At 45.0% G+C, this 24178-nt stretch carries 19 protein-coding genes; 1 reads left to right on the top strand and 18 read right to left on the bottom strand.

All coding sequences use genetic code 11. The features are described 5' to 3' along the window. Positions 1-35 precede the first annotated feature (35 nt). From scpA to ABE021_RS03100, 10 genes are all read right to left on the bottom strand, one after another. Positions 36-2195: a methylmalonyl-CoA mutase gene (gene scpA / locus ABE021_RS03145; RefSeq protein ID WP_430286730.1), complete on the bottom strand. Its 2160-nt coding sequence runs from the start codon at positions 2193-2195 to the stop codon at positions 36-38. Then, positions 2192-3862 carry a methylmalonyl-CoA mutase family protein gene (locus ABE021_RS03140; protein ID WP_430286728.1) on the bottom strand — a complete coding sequence of 557 codons (1671 nt, stop codon included), beginning with the start codon at positions 3860-3862 and terminating at the stop codon, positions 2192-2194. The genes scpA and ABE021_RS03140 overlap by 4 nt, the downstream gene beginning before the upstream one ends. A gap of 116 nt (positions 3863-3978) precedes the next feature. Beyond that, complete coding sequence (locus ABE021_RS03135) at positions 3979-5301, bottom strand: dihydrolipoamide acetyltransferase family protein (protein ID WP_430286726.1); 1323 nt, start codon at positions 5299-5301, stop codon at positions 3979-3981. Positions 5302-5322: 21 nt separating this feature from the next. Then, positions 5323-6306 carry an alpha-ketoacid dehydrogenase subunit beta gene (locus ABE021_RS03130; RefSeq protein ID WP_430286724.1) on the bottom strand — a complete coding sequence of 328 codons (984 nt, stop codon included), beginning with the start codon at positions 6304-6306 and terminating at the stop codon, positions 5323-5325. Further along, positions 6306-7313 carry a thiamine pyrophosphate-dependent dehydrogenase E1 component subunit alpha gene (locus tag ABE021_RS03125; protein WP_430286722.1) on the bottom strand — a complete coding sequence of 336 codons (1008 nt, stop codon included), beginning with the start codon at positions 7311-7313 and terminating at the stop codon, positions 6306-6308. The genes ABE021_RS03130 and ABE021_RS03125 overlap by 1 nt, the downstream gene beginning before the upstream one ends. Before the next feature lie 16 nt (positions 7314-7329). Then, positions 7330-8757 carry a dihydrolipoyl dehydrogenase gene (lpdA, locus tag ABE021_RS03120; RefSeq protein WP_430286720.1) on the bottom strand — a complete coding sequence of 476 codons (1428 nt, stop codon included), beginning with the start codon at positions 8755-8757 and terminating at the stop codon, positions 7330-7332. Beyond that, on the bottom strand, positions 8741-9871 hold the full coding sequence (gene buk / locus ABE021_RS03115; protein ID WP_430286719.1) for a butyrate kinase: 1131 nt from the start codon (positions 9869-9871) through the stop codon (positions 8741-8743). Before buk ends, lpdA begins: the two co-directional genes overlap by 17 nt. A gap of 38 nt (positions 9872-9909) precedes the next feature. Further along, on the bottom strand, positions 9910-11007 hold the full coding sequence (locus ABE021_RS03110) for a Leu/Phe/Val dehydrogenase (protein WP_430286717.1): 1098 nt from the start codon (positions 11005-11007) through the stop codon (positions 9910-9912). A 23-nt stretch (positions 11008-11030) separates the two neighbouring features. Further along, positions 11031-11942, bottom strand: coding sequence for a bifunctional enoyl-CoA hydratase/phosphate acetyltransferase (locus tag ABE021_RS03105; RefSeq protein ID WP_430286715.1), 912 nt, complete (start codon positions 11940-11942; stop codon positions 11031-11033). 18 nt (positions 11943-11960) lie between these two features. Continuing rightward, positions 11961-13949, bottom strand: coding sequence for a sigma 54-interacting transcriptional regulator (locus ABE021_RS03100; protein ID WP_430286713.1), 1989 nt, complete (start codon positions 13947-13949; stop codon positions 11961-11963). A gap of 125 nt (positions 13950-14074) precedes the next feature. On the opposite strand from ABE021_RS03100, the gene ABE021_RS03095 reads away from it, so the two are divergent. Further along, complete coding sequence (locus ABE021_RS03095) at positions 14075-14302, top strand: DUF2627 domain-containing protein (protein ID WP_430286711.1); 228 nt, start codon at positions 14075-14077, stop codon at positions 14300-14302. 132 nt (positions 14303-14434) lie between these two features. Here the strand turns inward: ABE021_RS03095 and ABE021_RS03090 are convergent, their stop codons facing one another. From ABE021_RS03090 to dxs, 8 genes are all read right to left on the bottom strand, one after another. After that, on the bottom strand, positions 14435-15163 hold the full coding sequence (locus tag ABE021_RS03090) for a glycerophosphodiester phosphodiesterase (protein ID WP_430286709.1): 729 nt from the start codon (positions 15161-15163) through the stop codon (positions 14435-14437). Positions 15164-15192: 29 nt separating this feature from the next. Then, complete coding sequence (locus ABE021_RS03085) at positions 15193-16764, bottom strand: DUF342 domain-containing protein (protein WP_430286708.1); 1572 nt, start codon at positions 16762-16764, stop codon at positions 15193-15195. 318 nt (positions 16765-17082) lie between these two features. Continuing rightward, positions 17083-17877 (bottom strand): sporulation transcription factor Spo0A, encoded by a 795-nt coding sequence (spo0A, locus tag ABE021_RS03080; protein WP_430286707.1) that lies wholly within the window; start codon positions 17875-17877, stop codon positions 17083-17085. A gap of 224 nt (positions 17878-18101) precedes the next feature. Next, positions 18102-19076, bottom strand: coding sequence for a SpoIVB peptidase S55 domain-containing protein (locus tag ABE021_RS03075; RefSeq protein ID WP_430286705.1), 975 nt, complete (start codon positions 19074-19076; stop codon positions 18102-18104). 136 nt (positions 19077-19212) lie between these two features. Then, the gene (gene recN, locus ABE021_RS03070; RefSeq protein ID WP_430286703.1) at positions 19213-20907 is read right to left on the bottom strand and encodes a DNA repair protein RecN; all 1695 of its coding nucleotides are present in this window, start codon (positions 20905-20907) and stop codon (positions 19213-19215) included. A 17-nt stretch (positions 20908-20924) separates the two neighbouring features. Beyond that, positions 20925-21374, bottom strand: coding sequence for a transcriptional regulator AhrC/ArgR (ahrC, locus tag ABE021_RS03065; RefSeq protein WP_430286701.1), 450 nt, complete (start codon positions 21372-21374; stop codon positions 20925-20927). A 79-nt stretch (positions 21375-21453) separates the two neighbouring features. After that, complete coding sequence (locus tag ABE021_RS03060) at positions 21454-22275, bottom strand: TlyA family RNA methyltransferase (protein ID WP_430286698.1); 822 nt, start codon at positions 22273-22275, stop codon at positions 21454-21456. Next, positions 22272-24170, bottom strand: a complete 1899-nt coding sequence (gene dxs, locus ABE021_RS03055) for a 1-deoxy-D-xylulose-5-phosphate synthase (RefSeq protein ID WP_430286696.1) — start codon at positions 24168-24170, stop codon at positions 22272-22274. Before dxs ends, ABE021_RS03060 begins: the two co-directional genes overlap by 4 nt. Positions 24171-24178: the final 8 nt, after the last annotated feature.

Raw genomic sequence — 24178 nt, 5'->3', positions numbered from 1 at the left:
CGCGGTTTCTTCCCGCACGTCCTCATCACGCCCGCTCACTCCATCACTTCCTCATATCCTAGTTGGCGATAGATTTCCTCAATCACTTTTTGGGCGGCTACCGGAATTACGGTTCCTGGTCCGAAAATAGCGGCTGCCCCATTTTCCCTAAGGAATGCATAATCCTGTGCCGGGATGACACCACCTACAATAACCAAAATATCAGGTCTCCCTATTTTCGCTAATTCCGCACGTAGGGCGGGAACGAGCGTTTTGTGACCCGCTGCAAGTGAACTTACGCCAATGACATGGACATCGTTCTCAGCTGCTTGCAATGCTGTTTCTTCAGGAGTTTGAAATAGCGGTCCGATGTCCACATCGAATCCTAGATCCGCGAAGGAAGATGCGATCACTTTTGCACCGCGGTCATGTCCATCTTGTCCCATTTTTGCGACCAGGATCCTCGGACGGCGACCTTCGTTTTCCAGAAACTCATCAGTCATCGCTTTCACTTCATCGATTTCTTCCGAGTTGGAGAAGTTTTGACTGTACACGCCGCTCACTGAACGGATGACTGCTTTGTGTCTGCCTGACACTTCTTCTATCGCATCTGAAATCTCTCCGATTGTCGCACGTACTCTCGCCGCATTCACTGCAAGTTCAAGCAAGTTACCAGTTCCCTCTTTTGCACTTTTAGTGAGTTGTTTAAGAGCTTGGGCGACCAGCTGTTCATCCCGTTCCGCTTTCATGCGGACGATGCGGTCAATCTGCTTTTGACGTACTACCGTATTATCAATATCTAGAATATCGATCGGTTCTTCCTCGTCTAATCGATACTTGTTCACTCCGACAATCGTTTCACTTTTCGAGTCGATTTTCGCTTGGCGTTTGGCGGCTGCCTCTTCGATCTTCATCTTCGGAAGACCTGTTTCTATCGCTTTTGCCATCCCTCCAAGTTCTTCGATTTCTTCAATGAGTTCCCAAGCTTTTTCAACAAGCTCGTTGGTAAGCGACTCGACATAGTACGACCCTCCCCAAGGATCGATCGTCTTCGTCATCATCGTCTCTTCCTGCAAGAAGAGCTGAGTATTCCTAGCGATTCGCGCCGAGAAATCAGTTGGCAATGCAATTGCCTCGTCTAAGGCGTTCGTGTGTAAAGACTGTGTATGCCCCATCGCAGCAGCATTCGCTTCTATTAATGTGCGCGTGACGTTATTGAAGGGATCTTGCTCCGTCAAGCTCCACCCTGATGTTTGGGAGTGGGTTCTAAGCGCCAAAGACTTCGAGTTCTTCGGGTCAAATGTTTTCATCATTTTTGCCCAAATGATTCGTGCTGCTCGCATTTTGGCGATTTCCATGAAATAGTTCATTCCGATTGCCCAGAAGAAAGACAAACGGGGAGCAAAAGAGTCAATGTCAATTCCAGCTTTCAGTCCTGTACGTACATACTCCAAACCGTCAGCAAGCGTATAAGCCAATTCAATATCTGCAGTTGCTCCCGCTTCTTGCATATGATAACCAGAAATCGAGATGGAGTTGAATTTCGGCATGTTTTTCGATGTATAGTCAAAGATATCTGCGATGATCCGCATCGACATCTCAGGAGGGAAAATGTACGTATTGCGGACCATGTATTCCTTTAAGATATCATTTTGAATCGTCCCTGCAAGTTGGTCAGGTGTAACGCCCTGTTCTTCTGCTGCCACAATATAAAACGCCATAATCGGAAGGACCGCGCCGTTCATCGTCATCGATACCGACATCTGATCTAGCGGAATTCCGTCGAATAAGATTTTCATATCTTCAACAGAGTCAATTGCGACACCAGCTTTACCAACGTCACCTGTCACCCGCGGGTGATCTGAATCGTAGCCGCGGTGAGTCGCTAAATCAAACGCGACGGATAGCCCTTTTTGCCCCATCGCAAGGTTCCTTCGGTAAAACGCGTTACTCTCTTCGGCTGTTGAAAAACCCGCATATTGTCGAACGGTCCATGGTCGAGCTACATACATCGTTGGATACGGGCCTCGAGTATTAGGGGCGAGTCCAGGGTAATCCCCTAAGTGAGCGAGTCCTTTGCTATCCTCATGGGTATAAAGCGATTTAACCGGTATTCCTTCATTCGTCAGAAACGATTCATTGGATCCGTTTTGATAAGACCCGTGTTCCTTCAGTACCCGATCAATTTCTACTTTGCTGAAATCAGGCTTCTTCATGCGCTTTCGCCTCCTTTCCAACGATTGAGAATTTGAGTGAGTTTTTCTACCCGGTTTTGCCCATTGAATACAAAACCATCAAGTCCACCTGCCAGCCAATGGCTCATCACTTCTTCCTCCACAAGACCTGCGGCATCCATTAGAACTCCTGCCGGCTTATTTGAAATGAGATCCGGAACCACCTCCATAGTCATATCGGGGGAAGCACATACAATCACGTAGTCTGGTTTTTCACTATCCAGCCATTCAAGAGCCGACGCAGCGTCTTCGAACGACGGACTTTGTTTAGCCGACAGTCCGCCTGTTGCCAAAAACCCAGTTGCAAAATCTGCGCGAGGTTTGTAGGATTTCAAACTACCGAATACGAGTAGCCGAATATCAATCTGCTGTTCAGCACTTTTTTTCCGCAACTCCTCGAATGGGTAGGCTGGGCGAGACGTCTCGATCCTGGGTGGGTTCTCGTTTAGCTCAGGATTCCCAGCACTAGCATAGACGTTTGTTCCTATCAGTGAAGTCAATCCAATTGAAGCATTCTCTTGCCGTTTACTCACAAGCTCTTGCAGTTTGCCGGAATTCAGAAAAGCGTCTCTTCCGCCACTGTCCTCAATTTCAAGAAATAGCTTCCATGATTTACGGACCAATTCTTCCGTCAGTTGTTCGATAAAGTACGAGCCGCCTCCAGGGTCGATTACTTTGTCAGCATGGGTTTCCTCACGGATAATCAGTTGTGAATTCCTGGCATAACGCAGCGATTGTGCCGTTTCTGCAGTCAATTCGTTATAAGGATACACTGTCAGCCAGTCGACTCCCCCTAATACCGCTGAAAACGCGCTGTTTCCGGCGCGCAACAAATTTACATAGGGATCGATTTTAGAAAACGACCGCAGTGAAGTTACTCCCATCAAAGGCACTGGAGGTAGCTCTTTCTCATCATAGGCGATGCAGAACAGTTGCCATAAAGTACGGAACGCTCTAAATTTTGAGATTTCCATAAAGAAATGGGTGTCTGCCGGGAATCTGAAAAAGATTTGGCTACTAAATCGAGCGAACGATTCCGATTCGGCCGCAAGTACCGAAGCTTCCGATAACGCAAAAGCAAGTTCAGTAACACTATCCGCGCCATCCATATGAATGGGTTCCATATCGATACCTAGGGTTCGGACATATCGATATCCAGATGGCAATTGGATCGCAGGGGAAAGCACTAAACCTGTGACAGCGTCACGTTCATCTGAAGGAATCCCATCAAATACTTGCGTCAATCGATCTTGGGGATCGATATGAAGGAAAGCGATCGGATGCTTCTTCATTAATTCTGCAAGGCGATGCAGCGATACGTCATCCCAAGCAATCGGAATTCTGCCATCTATATAGATCGCTTCGTTCCCTTTTTCAAGACTGTCCGTCATCGAAGCAAGCCATTCCGAGCCAGTCTGTCCGATTGTCGGCTGGGCGCATATCCAATTGCTATGACTTGGCCGTATAGGGTATGTCTCTTCTTCCAAATCAGAATAGAGCGGTGCGAGTGTGATACCTTCCAGCGTTTCCGTCATCAGCGATTCCACGGATCTCCCTTTTAATGAATGCTCCGCAATTTTTTCCCATTCTTTTCTACCTGGAAGCTCGAAGCGTTGTTGCATCATGTTATGTATGTCAGAATTGCTCATTTGAAATCCCTCCTTGAGTAACTGTCTACCTCATAGTGTACCTGAAATGGATTCTACTTGAAAAGAACACCCCCACGTCCATTCTTTCTATGGCCGAGGGGGTTGCTGGTCCTAACTTAGTAGACGGATGTTGTTTCTGATGAGACGTTTTCCAGTATTTCTTTTACGCGAGCCAAGAAATGACCTGCTACGAGACCGTCTAATACACGATGGTCCAATGATAGACATAGGTTCACCATATCCCGAACGCCAATCATACCGTTGTCCATGACGACCGGACGTTTTACAATGGATTCCACTTGAAGAATTGCAGCTTGTGGGTGATTGATGATACCCATTGATTGGACAGAGCCGAATGATCCAGTATTGTTGACAGTGAACGTACCACCCTGCATTTCCTGAGATTTCAGTTTGCCAGAACGTACTTTTCCGGCAAGTTCAGTAATCTCACGTCCAATGCCTTTAATTGTTTTTTCATCTGCTTGCTGAATAACTGGTACATACAGTGCTTCGTCAGTTGCAACAGCGATCGAAATATTAATGTCTTTTTTCTGGACGATTTTGTCGCCAGCCCACATTGAATTCATCATTGGGAATTCTTTCAGTGCTTGTGAAACGGCTTTGACGAAAAATGCGAAGTACGTCAAGTTGAATCCTTCTTTTTGCTTGAATTCAGCTTTCAACGAATCGCGGTATTTCACCATTTCCGTAACGTCGACTTCAATCATCGTCCAAGCATGTGGAGCTTCGTGTTTAGACTTCAGCATGTTGTTAGCGATTGCGCGTCTGACGCCAGTAATCGGAATTTCAATGTCACCAGGCGCAACAGGTACATTGACAGCGCTCTGGGCAGACGTGCTTGGAGCGGGTGCTGTTGCAGGAGCAGCCTGTTTCACTTCAGGTTGTGCTGAGCTTTCAGTTGCAGCTGGTTTAGATTGCGGCTTTTCACCACTGTCAATGATCGCTTGAATATCTTTACGAGTAATACGACCGTCGCGACCTGACCCTTCAACATCTGAAAGATTGATATCGTGATCTTGTGAGAGACGAAGAACAGCAGGTGAGTAGCGACCGGCAGCAGCTCCCTTTTCTCTCTTCACAGGGCTTTCGGGTTTTTTCGAACCTTCTGCTGGCATTTCGTTCGCCGGTTCTGCTTGAGCGGGTGCCGCTTCAGGCTGAGCAGACTCACTGCTTTCGCCTTCAGTTTCTATCGTACAAACGATTTCTCCGACAGCGACTGTCTGGCCTTCTTGAACAAGGATTTCTTTAATCGTCCCTGTAAAGGATGAAGGTACCTCAGCTGTCACTTTATCCGTATTGACTTCTGCAAGTGAGTCGTACTTTTCTACGTGGTCACCTGGCTTCACAAGCCATTTTTCAATCGTACCTTCGGTTACACTCTCACCGAGTTGAGGCATTTTTATCGATTCTATTGCCACAGGATTCCCCTCCGTTCGTTATTAAAATTCAGCTAAATCACGTGCAGCTTTTTCCACTTTGTCTGGATTCACCATAAAGAACTTCTCCATTGTCGGAGCATAAGGCATTGCCGGAATATCCGGTCCAGCCAGACGTTGGATCGGAGCATCCAGATCGAATAAGCAGTGTTCGGAAATAATGGCAGCCACTTCACTCATGATACTGCCTTCTTTGTTATCTTCTGTTACAAGAAGAACTTTCCCTGTCTTTTTAGCCGCATCAATGATTGCTTCTTTGTCTAACGGGTAAATCGTTCTCAGATCGAGAATGTGCGCGGAAATCCCGTCTTCAGCAAGACGCTCTGCTGCTTGCAACGCAAAGTGGACACATAGGCCATACGTGATGATCGTAATGTCTTCCCCTTCGCGTTTGACATCCGCTTTCCCGATTTCAATTACATATTCCTCTTCAGGCACTTCACCTTTGATAAGACGATACGCACGCTTATGTTCAAAGAAAAGCACTGGGTCATCATCACGGATAGCTGCTTTTAACAGACCCTTCGCATCATAAGGAGTGGATGGAATGACAATTTTAAGGCCAGGAGTTCCTGCAAACATCGATTCCACGGATTGCGAGTGATAAAGGGCTCCATGAACGCCGCCGCCGAATGGTGCACGTACAACGAGCGGGCATGACCAGTCATTATTCGAACGGTAGCGGATTTTAGCCGCTTCCGACACGATCTGATTGACAGCCGGCATGATGAAATCTGCAAACTGCATTTCAGCGATCGGACGCATGCCATACATGGCTGCACCGATTGCGACTCCGGCGATTGCGGACTCGGCGAGTGGTGTATCGAGCGCACGGTATTCCCCGTACTTATCGTAAAGACCTGTTGTCGCTTTGAAAACGCCGCCTTTACGACCAACATCTTCTCCCATTACGAAAACATTTTCGTCACGTTCCATTTCTTCTGCCATAGCACTTGTAATTGCATCGATATATGAAATGACCGCCATCAGTCGTTCCCTCCTTGTTCAGCATAGACATGACGAAGGGCATACTCTGCTTCTGCATAAGGTGCTGCTTCCGCATAGTCTGTCGCTTCGTTCACTTGCTTCATAATGCGCTCTTCGATTTCGCTGTTCAACTCATCTGTGAGTACGCCAGTTTCTTTTAGATAGCTGGCAAACTTCGGAATCGGGTCCAGTTTACGCTCGGCTTCCAACTCTTCAGCATCACGATACAAACGGTGATCATCGTCAGAAGAGTGAGCTGTAAGGCGGTAACAAACGGCTTCGATCAGGCTCGGTCCATCTCCTCGACGTGCTCGATCCGCCGCTTCTTTAACAACTTTATAAACTTCTAGTGGATCTGTTCCATCCACTGTGGTACCTGGCATTCCGTATCCTATTGCACGGTCTGCAACATTCTCGCAAGCGAGTTGCTTTTCAACAGGCACTGAAATGGCATACTTGTTGTTTTCAACCATGACGACAGTCGGCAATTTATGAACGCCGGCAAAGTTCATCCCCTCATGGAAGTCCCCTTGGTTGGAAGATCCTTCACCCAGTGTTGTGAATGTGATGAAGTCTTCTCCTTTAATCTTCGCTGCAAGCGCAACCCCTACTGCGTGCGGAAGTTGTGTTGTCACAGGAGAGGAACCTGTCAAAATACGATTTTTACGTTGACCGAAGTGACCTGGCATCTGGCGGCCGCCGGAGTTCGGATCCTCCGCTTTCGCAAAGGCAGAAAGCATCAAGTCTTTTGGTGTCATTCCGAAGTGCAGAACTACTCCCATGTCACGATAATAAGGTGCTGTCCAGTCTTTTTCTTTATCTAGCGCATACGCTGCTCCAACCTGAGCGGCTTCTTGCCCTTGACAGGAAATAACGAATGGAACTTTACCTGCACGGTTGAGGAGCCACATGCGCTCATCTATTTTCCGTGCCATTAACATTGTTTCATAGATTTGTAATACATCATCATTTGTGAGTCCCAGCTCTTCGTGGCGATTTGTTGCCATGAGTTTTTCCCCCTTTTTACATGTGAATTGCTTTACCATCTACCGCAAGTGCCGCCTCACCGATCACTTCAGATAGTGATGGATGTGGATGGATGGTGTCTGCGATTTCCCAAGGTGTTGCGTCCAATACCATGGCTAGACCGGCTTCAGAGATCATATCTGTAACGCCGGTGCCAATCATGTGTACTCCTAGAATATCATCTGTCTTTTCATCGGCAACAATCTTCACAAAGCCATCCGCTTTTCCATTCACCAATGCTTTACCGACTGCTTGGAAAGGGAACTTACCGATTTTGACAGTAAATCCGCGATCTTTTGCCTCTTTTTCGGTAATTCCTACACTAGCTGCTTCGGGACTTGAATAGATACAACGTGAGATTTTTTCATAATCCATGGGCGCTGGTGTCTGATTCGCAATATGCTCGATTGCAGCAATCCCTTCGTGAGAGGCGACATGAGCAAGTTGCAGTCCTCCGATACAATCACCGATTGCATAGATGTGGCTTTCCTTTGTCTGGAACGTAGGGCGAGTTTTAATGTACCCCTTTTCAATTTCAATTTCTGTGTTTTCAATACCGATTCCTTCAGTATTCGCTTGACGACCAACTGAAACGAGAACTTTCTCTGCAGTGAAACTTTGAGTAGCATCGCCAATCTCAGCAGAAATGGTTACTTGTTCAGTGGTCTTTTCGACTGTTTCCGGAAGCACTTTTGCACCCGTAACAAATTGAATGCCTTTTTTCTCAAGAAGTTTTTTCATCTCTTTAGAAATATCCTCGTCTTCAGTAGGTAGAATCCGGTCAGCATATTCTACAACTGTTATATCAACTCCAAAATCGTTGAGCATCGAAGCCCACTCGATTCCAATCACTCCGCCTCCGATGATCAGCATCGATGATGGCAAAGACTCAAGAGCAAGCGCTCCGTCGGAAGATAGGATCTGTTCCTCATCCAACTCGAGACCTGGCAGTGTCCTTGGGCGTGATCCTGTTGCGAGCACTAAGTTCTTCAAGATAAGCATTTCGTTTTCTTCCCCGTTATTCATCTCAACCGAAATGGTTCCAGGCATGGGCGAAAAAATCGAAGGTCCCAACATTCTGCCAGTTCCTTCATATACATCGATCTTCCCCTTTTTCATGAGACCCTGTACACCTTTATAGAGCTGGTCAACTATAGAATTTTTTCTATCTTGGACAGCAGAGAAATTCAAAGTGACGCCCTCAGTTTCGACGCCGAAACTTTGAGCTTTTTCCTTCGTCAGCTGGTAAACTTCAGCGCTTTTCAATAACGCTTTACTCGGAATACATCCTTTATGTAAGCACGTACCACCTAGTTTCCCTTTTTCAACAAGCGCTGTTTTCAGACCAAGCTGTGCAGAACGGATAGCAGCTACATAACCGCCAGTTCCGCCGCCAAGAATTACTACATCATACTCTTGAGCCAATGTGATCAGCCTCCATTTCCCTGTTTTCCTGTCGTGATGGGTACACCTTTGCTTTTTCTTCACCGGTAAGAACACGGATTGCCCCTTCCGCAAGGGCTTGCAATTCGTCTTCCCCCGGGTAGATAACAACCTCTGCAATCCAGTCTACGTATGATTGGATCTCTGCTGTAAATCCTTTACCGTATGCGAGTCCGCCAGTCAAAATTATTGCATCCACATTACCTTGAAGTACGGCAGATGCACTGCCTATTTCCTTAGCAACCTGGTACGCCATGGCGCTGTATACCTCTTTTGCTCGTTCGTCCCCATCCGCAATGCGTTTCTCTACTTGGACTGCATTATTCGTACCTAGATAGGCAGTCAGCCCACCTTTTCCGACGAGCATTTCCATAATTTCCTGCCTGTAATACTTACCGGAAAAACAGATATCCACTAAATCCCCTGCAGGTACTGTACCGGCACGTTCCGGACTGAATGGTCCATCTCCATGCAGGCCGTTATTCACATCAATCACTTCACCATAGCGATGGGCACCAACGGTTATCCCGCCTCCCATGTGCGTGACGATGAGCCTTAACTCCTCATATTTCTTACCAGTATGCAGAGCGTACCTTCGAGCAACAGCTTTTTGGTTCAAAGCATGAAAAATCGAATGGCGTTCGAGTAAGTGAAAACCGGAAAACCTTGCGATGGGTTGGAGCTCATCCACTACAACCGGATCGACGATGAAGGCAGGAACCTTAGCTTCTGCCGCAATTTCATTGGCGATTATTCCACCCAGGTTCGACGCATGCTGACCTGAATACCCTTTTCGAAGGTCTTCGAGCATCGACTCGTTCACTGTATACGTACCTCCAGCAATCGGACGCAGCAAACCACCGCGTCCACATACTGCCGATAAAGAGGATAGGTCAATTTCATGTTGTCTGAGCTCATCTACAATCATCGATTTACGGAATTCGTACTGCGCGGTAACGGAAGCAAACTGAGCAAGTTGTTCAGTGGAATGACGCAGTGTCTCTTCCATGACGAGCTGATCATTCTCAAACACGCCGATTTTCGTAGAGGTAGAGCCAGGATTGATCGTCAAAATTCTAGCAACTGCAAGGTGCACAAGTATTCTCCCCTTTCACAGCACAGCTCAAAAATTCCTTATCGGCGATTTGAGAGTACGCTTTTTTCTTTTTGTAAAAACTGATTACGAGCTTTCGCAACACGTTCAATACGTTCTTCAGCCAAACGGTCTGCTGCAACATATGAAGGAATATGATCACGTTTCGAAATCGCAAAAATCTTTTCAATTGTATCGTAGATCGTGTTGACCTTTTTCAATGCACGCTCTCGGTTGTAGCCATCCAACTCATCCGCTACGTTAATCACTCCGCCTGAATTGATAACGTAGTCCGGTGCGTAAACAAATCCCATTTCATGGATCTTGTCACCGTGCTCAGGATTTTTCAACTGATTGTTTGCAGATCCTGCAATGACTTTTGCTTTGAATTGTGGAATCGTATCGTCATTAATGACCGCACCAAGTGCACAAGGAGAGAAGATGTCCGCTTCTACGCCATAGATTTCGTTAATGCCTACTGCTGTTGCTCCGAAGTTGTCAACTGCACGTTGAACTGCTTCTTCATTGATATCCGTTACGATCAGTTTTGCGCCTTCTTCATGAAGGTATTCACACATTGTGTAAGCAACGTTTCCAACACCTTGCACTGCGATTGTCTTGCCTTTAAGAGAATCATCGCCGAATGCTTCTTTAGCAGCTGCTTTCATCCCTACATAGACACCAAGTGCTGTTACTGGTGATGGGTTACCTGAAGAACCGAATTCTGCAGAAACGCCTGTTACATAATCTGTTTCAAGGTGAATCAAGTCCATATCCTGTTCAGTTGTCCCGACATCCTCAGCTGTAATATAACGGCCATTCAAGCCTTCGATGAACCGGCCGAACGCACGGAACATTTCGTCGTTTTTATCCGTTTTAGGATTTCCCATAATAACTGCTTTACCGCCGCCTAGGTTCAGACCTGCAGCCGCATTTTTATAAGTCATTCCACGTGCAAGGCGGAGCGCATCTTCAATCGCTTCTTCTTCACTAGCGTATGTCCACATGCGAGTACCGCCAAGAGCAGGTCCAAGTGTTGTGTCGTGAATCGCGATGAATGCTTTTAGGCCAGTTGTTTTGTCTTGGCAGATCACCAATTGTTCGTAGTCATAAGTTTCCATGTATTTGATAATTTCCATTTGTAATTCCTCCAATTATTCAATCAGTTTTTACTTACTAATAGTGCAAGTGCTAGTGAATGAAGTTTCGTCTCGGCGCTGTCCGATCTGGACGTGACAACGATAGGAGCAGACGCACCTTGGATGATTCCGCCAACTTTCGCCTGAGCGAAGTAGGTGAGCGATTTATAGAGAATGTTTCCAGCCTCAAGGTTGGGCGCTACTAAAATATCCGCTTTTCCTGCTGCTGGACCAGAAAGCCCTTTATGTTGAGCGGCTTCCGGTGAAATGGCGTTATCCAGAGCCATTGGCCCTTCGACAATACAATTTTGCAACTGCCCTCGCTGATTCATCATCGTCAAGGAAGCTGCGTCCAACGTTGCTTGCATCGCAGGATTAACTGACTCTACCGCAGCTAGCGGCACGACTACGGGAACTTCTACACCGCAAGCTCTAGCAACGGTTACAGCATTTTGGATAATTTGTGCTTTCACCTGCAGATCAGGTAAAATACTCATCGCTGAATCGGTGACAAAGTATAACTTGTCAAACCCTGGAATTTCGAAAACAGCGACGTGAGAAAGTACGTTTCCGGTTCTCAGCCCTGCTTCTTTTCGCAGCGCCGCTTTCATCAGAGCCGCAGTAGGGAGATTACCTTTCATAAGTACTTGGGCATCCCCTGAGGCCACTGCATCCACTGCCAATTGTGCTGCCTGCTGTATTCCATTACTATCCACTAGCTCGATATCAGGATGATTGACAAGCTGCGGATACTTCGCTTGCAGCACGTTAACTAAAAGTTGCTTGTTGTCATAGAGCTTGAATGTTGCCAGGCCACGCGAAACCGCAAGTTCAACGGAGTCCAATACATCTGCATCTGCTGCACAGGCAATCGCGGTACACGGCCTGTCCGATAAAGCAGCTGCTTGCTCGACAATTTCTGAAAGTGTCTCCATCCCGTCACCTCACTTTAGTTAAATCAATTTGTATTTCTCTAATTTGTAATATAAGGATCGAAGTGAAATACCAAGCCGATCTGCTGTCAACACTTTATGGCCGTTATTTTCCTTCATCGAGGCTTCGAGTAAAAACCTTTCGTGGTCTTCCATTAGTGAAGCCAATGTCCGCTTTTCAGGAAGAGTAGAATCGATTTGCATTTCGCTGCGTGAAGACAAAGCTCGCACGATATCCTCTTCATCAAGCTTTGCAGTACCTGTTTCAGAGAGGATCATCGCTCGACTGAGAACGTTTTCCAGTTCTCGGACATTTCCCGGCCATTCGTATGACTGAAGACGTTGCATCGCCTTCTGCGTCACATGCTGAATGGTCATTCCGAATTCCTGATTAAGCATCGCGATTAGATTGTCTGTGAGATCCGCGATGTCGTTTGTCCGTGTACGCAACGGAGGAATTCTGATCGACATACGGGTAAGTTGATAGTACAAGTCTTCGCACAGTATTCCCTCGTGAACAGCACGTTCCAGATTAGCTGCTGAAGACGTGATGATCCGAACCGATAGTTGAATAGGTTGCCCCGCTGCCGTTATACTTCCCGAATCGAGATACTCTAAGAGATTTTTCTGTACATCCGGTTTTAATTCAGTGATTTCATCCAAAAACAATGTCCCTGAACGTTTAGCATGATGGATTTCTGTATGCATCAACGCCGCTTCTATTGCTTCGACATCTAATGATGCGCAAGAAACGCGGATGAAATCCCCTTCACTTCTTTTGCTTCCTGTATGGATTGCGTGTGCGAAAAGTTCTTTACCACTCCCAGGCTCCCCCCGTAGCATAACGGGGATATCGGATCCTGCTGCAATTCTTGCCTGACTGACCGCTACAAGAAGATCCTCATTGGTCCCGATAATATCGTCGAACGTATATGTCGATTCCAATTCACGAATCAGAGCTTTTGCATGATCGAGCTGTTTCATAAGGCTTCGCATTTCAGTAATATCGTGAATGACACCAACACTGCCTTTTACTTCCTGGTCAACGATGATTGGTGCAACATTCACAATCACATCCCGATTATTTTCTCCGATTTGCATATTCACCCCGCGAACGGGTTTTTTTGTTTCAAGTACCTTCATGTGGATACTTTCGCCAGAACTAATATCCACTGTAGCTGGCTGACCAATCACTTCTCGTTCTGTCAGTCCAGTCAACCGAGTGTATGCAGGATTGATAAGAATTCCCAAACCATCCGAATCGACGACTGAGATAGCATCATCACTTGAATGGATAATGGCTTCAAGCATCGTTTTCACGCGCTTCAAGTCGGTAATCTCTTCTGCAGTACGGATCACACCCGACACATCTTTGAAAACAGCAAATGCTCCATTCGTAGATCCATCAGGTGAGAAGAGTGGATATCTGGAACTTAAAATATCCAACCCATTATTTAGTTGAAGTTCCACATTGGACTCAGGTTGACCCGTATGCAGTACGCCTGGCAAACCCGACTCAGGAATGATCGATAATATCTGCTTTCCGATGACTTCATCAATTGAAAAACCAAGCATTTTGGAAGCGCTATCATTAAACAAGTTAATATAACCTGTTTTATCGATTCCGATCATCCCTTCACCGACAGAGTTGAAAATCGATGTATATGTAGCAATATCTGATTGAATTAAATTTAAGTGGGTGCAGTGATACGAAAAGAGCTTCACAATTAGTTGACTAATAGGTTTCGATACGACCACAATTTGAGGATATTTTGGATTGCAAGTAAATTGGGATTCACCTGAAAAGTCTAGCACTAACTGCACGTTTCCTGAAAGAAAACTTTCGGGATCAGGCCCATGAGGGATTCCACTTTGAATCGCAAACTTCTTGCTATCGCCTTGCTCAGTTCGGTCTACAATGCCGACAATCCGATAGCATCCGATTTTCTCAAGGTGTTGTAACACAGAGATGCTTTCTTTGTCTGCATCAATAATTATTACATTTTGCAAAGATGTTCAATCCCCCTCTCACCTTTGTGCAACCTTTTGCATTTCCAAGTTAATCATACAACATCCTTCCCATCTTGACAATCTTTCGACAGCAGGTAAAATTAATAAGGATTGGAGGGGTTCGTATGGCTCGATTGGCAGCGTTCATAGTGCTCGTAATACCAGGGATTGCCGCCGCCCTTGGCATAAAGTTGATGCGTGATGCATTATTCGGTATCTTGTTTAGCCCATTCCCATACATATGGATGCAATTTGTTGCAGGATTTCTTTTACTTGCAATAAGCATCGGTTTTTTCGCTGGATTTTTGTTTCGGCGTGATCAGAGAACAGGTAGAATACAAAAAAAGAAATAAAAACAGAAGACTTGGCGGACAATGCCATGTCTTCTGTTTTTTTAATCTCCAATTGAAGCTGAAGATGATTGCAATATGCCTTTTCCGTTAAGCTTCATTCGAATCCATTCAATTTTTCAAATGATTGGTACTTCAGATGATGAAACGCCCGGGATAGTCTGTAATCCATCCTTGAATGAACTCTGGAGGTTCTTTTACAAATGATTCGTCTCCTACTACTCCGTAGACGCGGATTGTTTTCTCAGTTTGACGCCATTGACTTAAGTATGGTTCTTTCATCATCCTCTTATGAAAGTGAAATGCATCTGCAGCTCGGTAATCATTCAGCTGGTGATCCACAAGCATCGATTTTTTCAATAGCAATCCAGCTTCCATTGAAGCATCCAATCTTTTTACTGTCTCGATTAAATTATAGTCGAATGAAGAGACGTGAACTTGATCGAGCACGGAGATCTGATCCAATAAACGAGGCAACGATTCCGGATTTTTCGATATCGTGTCTTTCAACTCAATATTTAGACCTATGGATTCCAACGCGGCAAAAGAGATAACTGAGGAGAGTGTTGGAATCGAGCTTCCTTTTATCCCTCTAACAAACCGTTTTCCTATACGGATTTGTTGGATTTCGGCCGCTTCCATGTCTGAAATGGTTTTACGTACACCTGATAGACGATACAGATCTGAATCGTGTATAACGAAAAAGATACCATCTTTAGATAATTGCACATCTAATTCAATTCCATCCGCACCTTCTTCAATAGCTCCGTAAAATGCTTTCATCGTATTTTCAAAATACTTCCCGGAAGCTCCCCTATGGGCATACACTTCACGTCGTGAATCGGCCTTATTCTCTAAAGACATATTGCAGCCTCCTAGGTAAACAAGTGGTCTTAGATGTTCAATACCCCATCGATTATTTCAAAAACCCCATTAGCTGGAGATTCAAGAGTAGATGTCCTGGAACCAATTTGAAGCGTCACTCCCGGACTCGCTTCTCGTGTAATTTCTATTTGTGGCGCAATCGCTGTTCTCATTATATGCAAGTTGGCTTGTATCGCTTGATCGAAAGTAAAGACTTCTTCTCGGCTTTTTCTGAGTATCCCCTGAATCTTATCAAACGCCTCGCGCTGCGCGGCCACTAGTGTTTCCACGTTTTTTTCTAGAGGCTCTAAGTGTGCTTCTAACTGTATAATCTGTTTTTGTAAATTTTTTATTGACAAAGCCATTTTCTGAACTTCAATTTGAAGCGCTTCTTTATCGGCACCTTTTGCAAAGAGCATGGTAGCACGTTCGTGGCGATTTCCTGCAAATGCACATTCTATTCGATATTTCGCTTCAATATTCCCACCAATAATCCGTCCTTTGTTGCGATCCACATAAACATAATCCGCAATGACCTCGGAGCCTAGCAAATACAGTCCGACCTGGATCGTGTGAGCGAAAAGATTACATTCATTCGCATGTTTAATGAAAATGGTCCCTTTTGCTTCAATTACGGTAGATCCTCCGCCAAATACACCACCTTGAATATACACGTCAGCTTGTTCTGATCTTACCTCTTTTGCGTTCGTAACCCCTTCTTTTGCACCAACAGAAATATCTCCTGTAGCATTTACACTATACCCTGCAAGTACTGTACCTGAAATGACAACGGTACCATCGAACGTTATAGAGCCTGTCTCTGGTCCAACATCACCATTTATGACGAGCTGCTGACCAATACCGACGACTCCGTTTTTAAATTCCAATACCCCGCCATGGATTGCACGAAGTACTATTTTTCCGTTTTCTTGTACTTCTTCAACAGACTTTCGGTCATAGTAGAGTTTGCTATCCAGCCCTTTCTTGCTCACTATTTCATTTCCGAAAATATCCCTACCATTTGTGCCTTCTTGAGCAAGGATTTTTTCGCCTAACCAATCCCCTTTTCTTATGGGAGTGACAAAATTCATTTCATAATAGTCTGCGGAACCATCTTCTCTTATGACTGGACGTCTTTCTGGAGCTTCTATGTATGTAATCACCGCATCATCGCCTTTTATCGGGGGGGTTCCTTCTACTACGATAATGGATTGTCGGGTCCTAATCTCGCTCCAATTAATATCGGTTAGCATAGGTTGGATCCCTTTAGTTCTTAATGCTTCTGTCATCATTGCAGGCAGCTCATGTTTCTTTTCCTCGATTTCCTTTTCTGTCAAGTATATCTCAGCTTCAGCCCTCATTTTATCGGGGGACACGATAATTTCAATCGCAGGAGCATAACTAGCGATTTCACTCTCATTGCCCTCTGTTGCGAGCGCTCGACGAAGTTCCGGAAACGAAGTGATTTTCAATCTGGGTAATTCTTGAGTGATTTTATCAAAGGACTTAATGGGAAAGCCGCCCTTTTTAGTAACCATTGTAATAGTGTTCTCAATTTTTGTCAGTGTGATGTAATCGTTCTCAAATAGCAAGCCGTTCACCTCTCCTTACTCCCATTATAGAACGTTGCCCGTTATAAGAAATAGGTGTTTCGTCTATAGTTGGTCCACCCACATTTCCATAAACCTTGCAGTATTGAATCTTTCCACTCATTTAGCGTCTCCATCACCGCATTCAAATTCGAAATGTTAGGATGACTTCAACTTAACACTTACTGTATAGGAAATATTACTACTTATCGCCTCTCAACAATCCATAGGAAATAAGTGCACACGAAAAGGCAGGATCCACTTTCCCTGCCCATGATATCTCATCAAGTTATTCGTGTTTTTCCGTAATCTCTATTTGCCGTCCTGAGTTCAGCTGGCCATATGCTCCAAGCGGATCTTGTCAGCGATCATGGCGATGAACTCGCTATTCGTAGGTTTACTCTTCAAGTGGTGGACAGTGTAGCCAAACGTTTTTGAAATGACTTCGTAATTCCCGCGATTCCATGCCACTTCGATGGCGTGACGGATCGCACGTTCTACACGGGATGGAGTCGTTTTGTATTTTTCAGCGATGTCAGGATACAAAATCTTCGTAACAGCACCCAGCAGATCATTGTCGTTATAAACCATTTGTATGGCCTCTCTTAAATAGGAATATCCTTTAATGTGTGCAGGCACACCAATTTCTTTTATAGTCGTCGTGATGGCTGTATCCAGTACTTTCTGAGAAACTCCCTCCTCAACTTTAACATTTTGTTGGGCTGGCTGTTGTAAGGATGATGGTTTTTGTACACTGGCAGCTTGGAATACCTGATTGACCAGCTGTTCGAATTCGAAAGGCTTTAACATAAAGTAAGATGCACCTAATTCAGCAGCTTGCGTCATGACATCTTCTTGTCCGAAGGCAGTTAACATAATGATTTTCAAATCTGAAGTGTCTTCATTATGGCGGATGCTTTCCAGTACAGCGATGCCGTCCAGATAGGGCATGATGATATCCAATAATAAGACGTCGGGGACCGATTGTTCCAAGTTTCCTAAACACTGTTTTCCATTTTGAGCTGTCCATAGTACGTCTATTTCAGGATGCTTCTCAAAATATGCAGTCATTGTTTTCACAAGCTCTTTGTTATCATCAGCTATTGCAATTTTAATTTTACCCATTCTCAATTCCCCCTTGATTGACACGCAGCAAGTCTTTTGCTGCAACTCCATGTCGATTCCTTGCATAATGAAATTTTCGACAAAGGTTCTGAATTTCCTTTATTATAAGTTAAAATGAATCCAATGGCGTACGGTTTCTCTTTATTTCGACAGAATCCTTTATTTTTTAACACTTTTATTGAAGAAAAAAACAGCCAACTCTGGAATCGAGTTGGCTGTCCGGTTCACTTAGCACCTACTTCTGTCATTTTCCCGAGGAATAGACCGGCTCCTTTTTCAGGCTCGTCCACAAACATATGGGTGACTGCGCCGACAAACTTTCCTTTTTGGATGACAGGACTTCCACTCATCCCCTGCAAAATGCCTCCTGTTTTTTCAAGGAGACGTTGGTCCGTCAATTTAAATTGAAAAGAATCATGTGCCAGTTTGGAAATTTCAATTTCAAACGATTCAACTTCAGTCCCTTGGATTGTCGTTAAAATTTCCGCCTTTCCGACGGATAAATCCGTTGGTTGCATAACTTCCAATGCTTCCGGCAAGACTTGCTTATAAGAAGTATTCCAATCGCCAAAAATTCCATAAACACTATTGGTTAAAATTGAACCGAGTGTTTTTTCCTGATCGATGATTGAAGAGATCTTATATCCTGGGTTTCCCGGGGAACTTTTCTTAATCTGTTCGATTTCCGATAAGTAGATGGAGCCACTATCGAAATTCGGTGCACTGTTCAATGAACTGTCGATGATCTGATGCCCGAGAGCCCCATATGTGCCATCATTCAAATCGACATACGTAAGCGTACCGGTTCCTTCAGTCGTATCCTTTAAGAAAGGCAGCGCTCGTTTAAACGATAAGCCATCAGCTTCCACTTCAACTTCGGCTTCCTCACGACGGAGCTTGAGTTTGACCGTTGCCTCATCTTCCACCTTACCCGCTTGGTCATGGAGAATCTGCAGGGATTTCACGGATACTCCGTCTATACTCATTAACTGATCGCCCGCTTGAAGAGAGCTGTTTTTCTTACTAAATGGTACATCGCTTGTGACAAAGACACCTGCTAGCTCCAGCTGGATTCCGATGGAATTCCCCATAGGAATCAAAGTGCCACTTGAAGCCAATGCAGCGATGTTACTATAGGACATGACAACAATCATCACAACAGACGATATGAAAAATTTCAGCTGTCTACTCCATTCCATAAGTCACCTCCTTCAATTGTAGATTAACTATAGAGTGTGCGTTCTGGAGGTTGTTATGAAAGGGTAAAACATGCAAAGGTGGAATTCAAAAAAGCAGAAGAATGCCGGCTTGGATATCCCGACGTTCTTCCGCTCTCTACAATGTACTTTTACGCACTTCAGCAAGTTGCAGCAATTCATCTGCATGCCGCAATGTCAATGGTGTCACTTCAGCACCGGATAACATTCTCGACAACTCCCTGGTGCGATCTTCAGCCAACACATCCTGGATCGATGTCCGCGTGCGTTCATTTGTAACTTCCTTACGGATCAGGTAATGATGATCTGCCATAGCAGCGACTTGAGGCAAATGCGAAATACATAATACCTGTGAATTCATGGCAACCATCGCAATTTTTTCTGCTATCGCTTGTGCGACACGGCCGCTCACACCTGTATCGACTTCATCAAAGATAATCGATGTGATCCCTTGATGTTTCGAGAATATTGTTTTTAAAGCCAGCATCACTCTCGACATTTCACCGCCAGAAGCAACTTTGACAAGCGGCTTCATGGGTTCACCGACATTGGTCGATATATAAAATGCAACATCGTCAAACCCGTTATAGTCGTAAGAGCCCGCTTCCTTGCGTTCAATTTTGACTTGGAATTCTGCTTTCCCCATATGTAATTGAACAAGTTGTTCCATAATTGCTTTCTCTAACATCGATGAAGATTTCTTTCGGATGGCAGAAAGTTCCCCTGCCTCAATTTCCAGGTCCGCCCTTAAGTGCTGTAACTTCTCTTGTTCCTTCTCAAGACGGTCATCCCGATTCACCAATTCATCCAAACGATCGGCAATTTTGTCTCTGTATAGAAGAATATCTTCTAAGGAAGTGCCATACTTCCGCTTGAGCGTTGTAAACAACGCTAAGCGATCCTCCACAATCTCCAGCCGATTCGGATCATACTCCATTTCATCAATCATACCTTTGATATCATGGGCTACGTCTTGTAGTGAGTAAAAACTCTCCCCCGTTGTTTCCGCCAGTGTTTTCAAATCTCCATCCACTGAAGCGGCATCTTCCAGGTCATTCATCGCCGATCCTAGAAAATCCAATGTGCGGGAGTCTCCTTGTATAGCTTCATATGCGCTATTCAAACGGTCAAAAAGACGATGGAAATGCTGAAGTTTCACTCGTTCAGATTCCAACGTTTCTTCTTCCCCTATTTGGAGAGCCGCTTCATCTATCTCCGTTAACTGGAACGTATACAAATCAATACGTTGTGCGATTTGTTGCTCATTTTCCGAAGCTAGACTCAGTTTTTTGTGCAACTTCATGTAGGCTTCGTATAAGTCCGTATAGCTCTTCATCGCTAGTTTAAATGGCGCTCCGGCAAACGAATCCAATAAATGGATATGTCGTTTCTGATGCATCAATTCCTGATTCTCATGTTGACCATGGATATCAATCAATTGACTTCCCAATTCACGAAGAATCGCAATCGTGACCAATTTCCCATTAACGCGGCAAGTCGTTTTACCGCTCTGGTTTAACTCCCTGCGCAAAATGATGGTGCCATCTTCCGCTTCAATACCGAATTCGCTCAACTTTAAAAAGACAGGATGATGGCGGTCACTTATGATAAACATCGCTTCAAGCTCCGCTTTTTTGGTTCCATGGCGGATGAATTCAACAGACCCTCTACCACCAGCTACGAGCTGAACAGCATCAATAATGATGGACTTGCCTGCTCCTGTTTCACCTGTTAGAACGGTAAGTCCCTCTTCAAACGAAACATCAAGGTCTTCTATAATTGCGAAATTCTTAATGGATAGTTCACTTAACAAGGGATTCTCCCCCTTCCTTACAGCATTGCAAGCAAGCGATCTTTAATAGATCCTGCACCTGCTTCATCACGGCAAATAATCATGCACGTGTCGTCTCCGCAAATGGTACCCAGCATTTCTTTCCATTCCAGATGATCGATTAAGGATCCTACTGCATGTGCATTCCCTGGTAGCGTTTTCAATATAAGAAAATGACTTGCGCCATCGATGCTTACGAAAGCATCTGTCAGCATCCTGTGCAGTTTGTCTTCAATATTGAATTGTGGATTAGCAGGTAAACTATATTTGTAACGTCCATCAGGCAAAGGCGTTTTGAATAAGTGCAATTCCTTAATATCTCTGGAAACGGTTGCCTGCGTCACATCCACGCCTGCGTTTTTCAAAGTGTCTACGAGCTGATCTTGCGTTTCGATCGCTTGCGTTGTAATGATCTCGCGGATGCGAAGATGACGCTGCCCTTTGTTCATATCAATCACTCCCTGCACATCATTTGTATGAAAACAGAAAGGGATTCCATCAGTTAATTCAGATGAATCCCATTTCATGTTACGCTAATTCCGAGTGAGCTCGCTTCACTATTTCCAAGAAGTCTTTGTCATTAAACTTTGTTACTGGCTGGTCTTCAGCAACCAAGTGGAAAAGGAATTCGATGTTCCCTTCCCCTCCTGTAACCGGTGAATAGGTCATATCCCGTAGACTGAACCCTTCCCGGGAAGCAAACTCCGCAACTTTGCCCAATACTTCCTTATGCACTGCAACATCCCGGACAATCCCTTTTTTTCCTACGTTTTCTTTCCCTGCTTCGAACTGAGGTTTAACAAGGGCTAACACATCTCCGCCTGGAATCAGAATTTGTTTCAAAGGGGGTAAAATCAGCCCTAATGAAATGAAGGAAACATCTATCGTCGCGAAATCAGGTAACCCTTCTGTGAACATGTCAGGGGTTGCATAACGGAAGTTGCATTTCTCCATTACGGTGACTCGATGATCCGAACGGATTTTCCAAGCAAGTTGGTTTGTGCCAACGTCTAGCGCATAGCAATGTTTCGCACCGTTCTGAAGAGCGCAATCTGTAAAACCGCCCGTCGAAGAACCGATGTCCAGCATAATTCTTTCCCCCACTGAAACATTGAATTCCTCTAACGCTTTTTCCAGTTTCAATCCTCCGCGACTCACGTATTTCAACGTCGAGCCTTTTACCATCAAAGGGAGGGAGGTTTTTATTTTTTCACCCGGTTTATCCATCCGGGTTTCGTTCGAGTAGACGATTCCTGCCATGATGGACCGTTTAGCCTGTTCTCTGGTTTCAACTAGGCCACGTTGCACTAGCAAGACATCGACCCGTTCTTTAGGATCTGTGTTCGTCATTGCATTTCCTTCTTACATGCCTGGGAGGAGATTGCATCCGCAGTCAAATCGGCAAGTGCACCTGGAGTCATCCCGATCTCAGCTAATAACGCTTCGACATCCCCATGTTCAATAAACAGATCAGGAATACCCATTCTGTGAATCGGAGCATTGACGCCGGAATCATGAGCATATTCAAGCACCGCGCTTCCGAAACCACCTGCAAGAACCGCTTCTTCAACAGTAATAATCGGTTTTCCTGCTGCGAAGAGCTCATCCAACATCTCTTCATCCAATGGCTTTATGAAACGGGCATTGACGATGCTCACTGAAATCCCTCGCTCCGTCAAAAATTCTGCAGCTTCATATGCCATCGGGATTGTAGTCCCGAAAGTTAAAATTGTCGCATCTTGTCCCTCGGTCAACTTCTCCCATTTTCCGATCGGCAGCACTTTCAATTCTTCATCCATCGGGATTCCGAATCCATTTCCACGTGGATAACGCATGGCAATCGGGCCATCGTCATAAGCTAAAGCCGTTTTCACCATATGTTGACCTTCATTTTCATCTTTCGGCATCATGATGACCATATTCGGCAAATGACGTAAGAACGCGATGTCAAAAACACCTTGATGGGTCTCCCCATCCGCACCTACTAATCCCGCCCGGTCAATCCCGATGAATACGTTCAGCTTTTGGCGAGCAATATCATGCACCAGCTGATCATAAGCCCGTTGAAGGAACGTGGAGTATATCGACAAGAATGGTTTCATTCCTTGTGTTGCCATTCCTGCAGCCATTGTTGCGGCATGCTGTTCGGCAATGCCGACATCATAAAAACGGTCAGGGAATTCTGCTGAGATAGCTTCCAATTTTGAACCTACAGGCATCGCCGGTGTGATAGTAGCAACACGTCGATCCTCCCGAGCTATTCTCGCTACAGTCGCTGAGACTAATCCACTCCATGAAGGGCCTTTGGCAGGTGATTTGACAAAGTCTCCTGTTTCGATTTTATAAGGACCTGTACCATGCCACGTCCCAACCTTATCATTTTCAGCCGGATGGTACCCTTTGCCTTTTTTCGTAACCACATGGAGAAGGACTGGCCCTTCCATTTTTTTAGCGTAAAGCAGGTTACGCTCGAGTTCGTTAAAATCATGGCCGTCAATTGGACCTAAATACGTAAAACCTAGTTCCTCGAAGAAGACACCGGATACCACTAAATATTTCAGACTATCTTTAAGACGTTCAGCTAAAGAAGCCATTTTTCCACCGACAGCAGGAATCCGTTTGATCAATTCTTCAACATCATCTTTTACACTATTATACTTTCCTGCCGTACGTAATTTCCCTAATACGGAATGAAGTGCTCCTACGTTTGGTGCAATGGACATTTCGTTATCATTAAGAATGACAATCATGTTTGTCTGCTGGCTCCCGATATGGTTCAGTGCTTCAAGTGCCATACCGCCGGTCAGTGCTCCATCACCAATAATTGGAATGACGTAGTTATCATCCCCTTTGATATCGCGTGCTGCTGCCATACCCATCGCCGCAGATAAGGAAGTTGAACTATGCCCTGTTTCCCAGACATCGTGTTCACTCTCTGCCATCTTCGGGAAACCGCTTAGCCCTTTGTATTTACGAAGCGTGTCGAAATCACCAGCACGCCCGGTTAAAATTTTATGGACGTAAGCTTGATGTCCGACGTCCCAAATGAATTTGTCCTGCGGACTATTAAAAAATTTGTGAAGCGCGATTGTCAGCTCCACTACACCTAGGTTCGGTCCGATATGTCCGCCTGTTACAGAACATTTGTTTATAAGGAACTTCCGAATGTCTGAGGCGAGATCTTTCATCTCTTCTAGGTTCAAGTTTTTAATATCCGATGGACTGCTGATCTTTGTAAGATCCATCTTTATCA

Source organism: Sporosarcina gallistercoris (genome assembly GCF_050459885.1).
Classification (GTDB): domain Bacteria; phylum Bacillota; class Bacilli; order Bacillales_A; family Planococcaceae; genus Sporosarcina; species Sporosarcina gallistercoris_A.
Note: the sequence above shows the minus strand (reverse complement) of the source record. Positions and strands in the feature narration are given on the sequence as shown.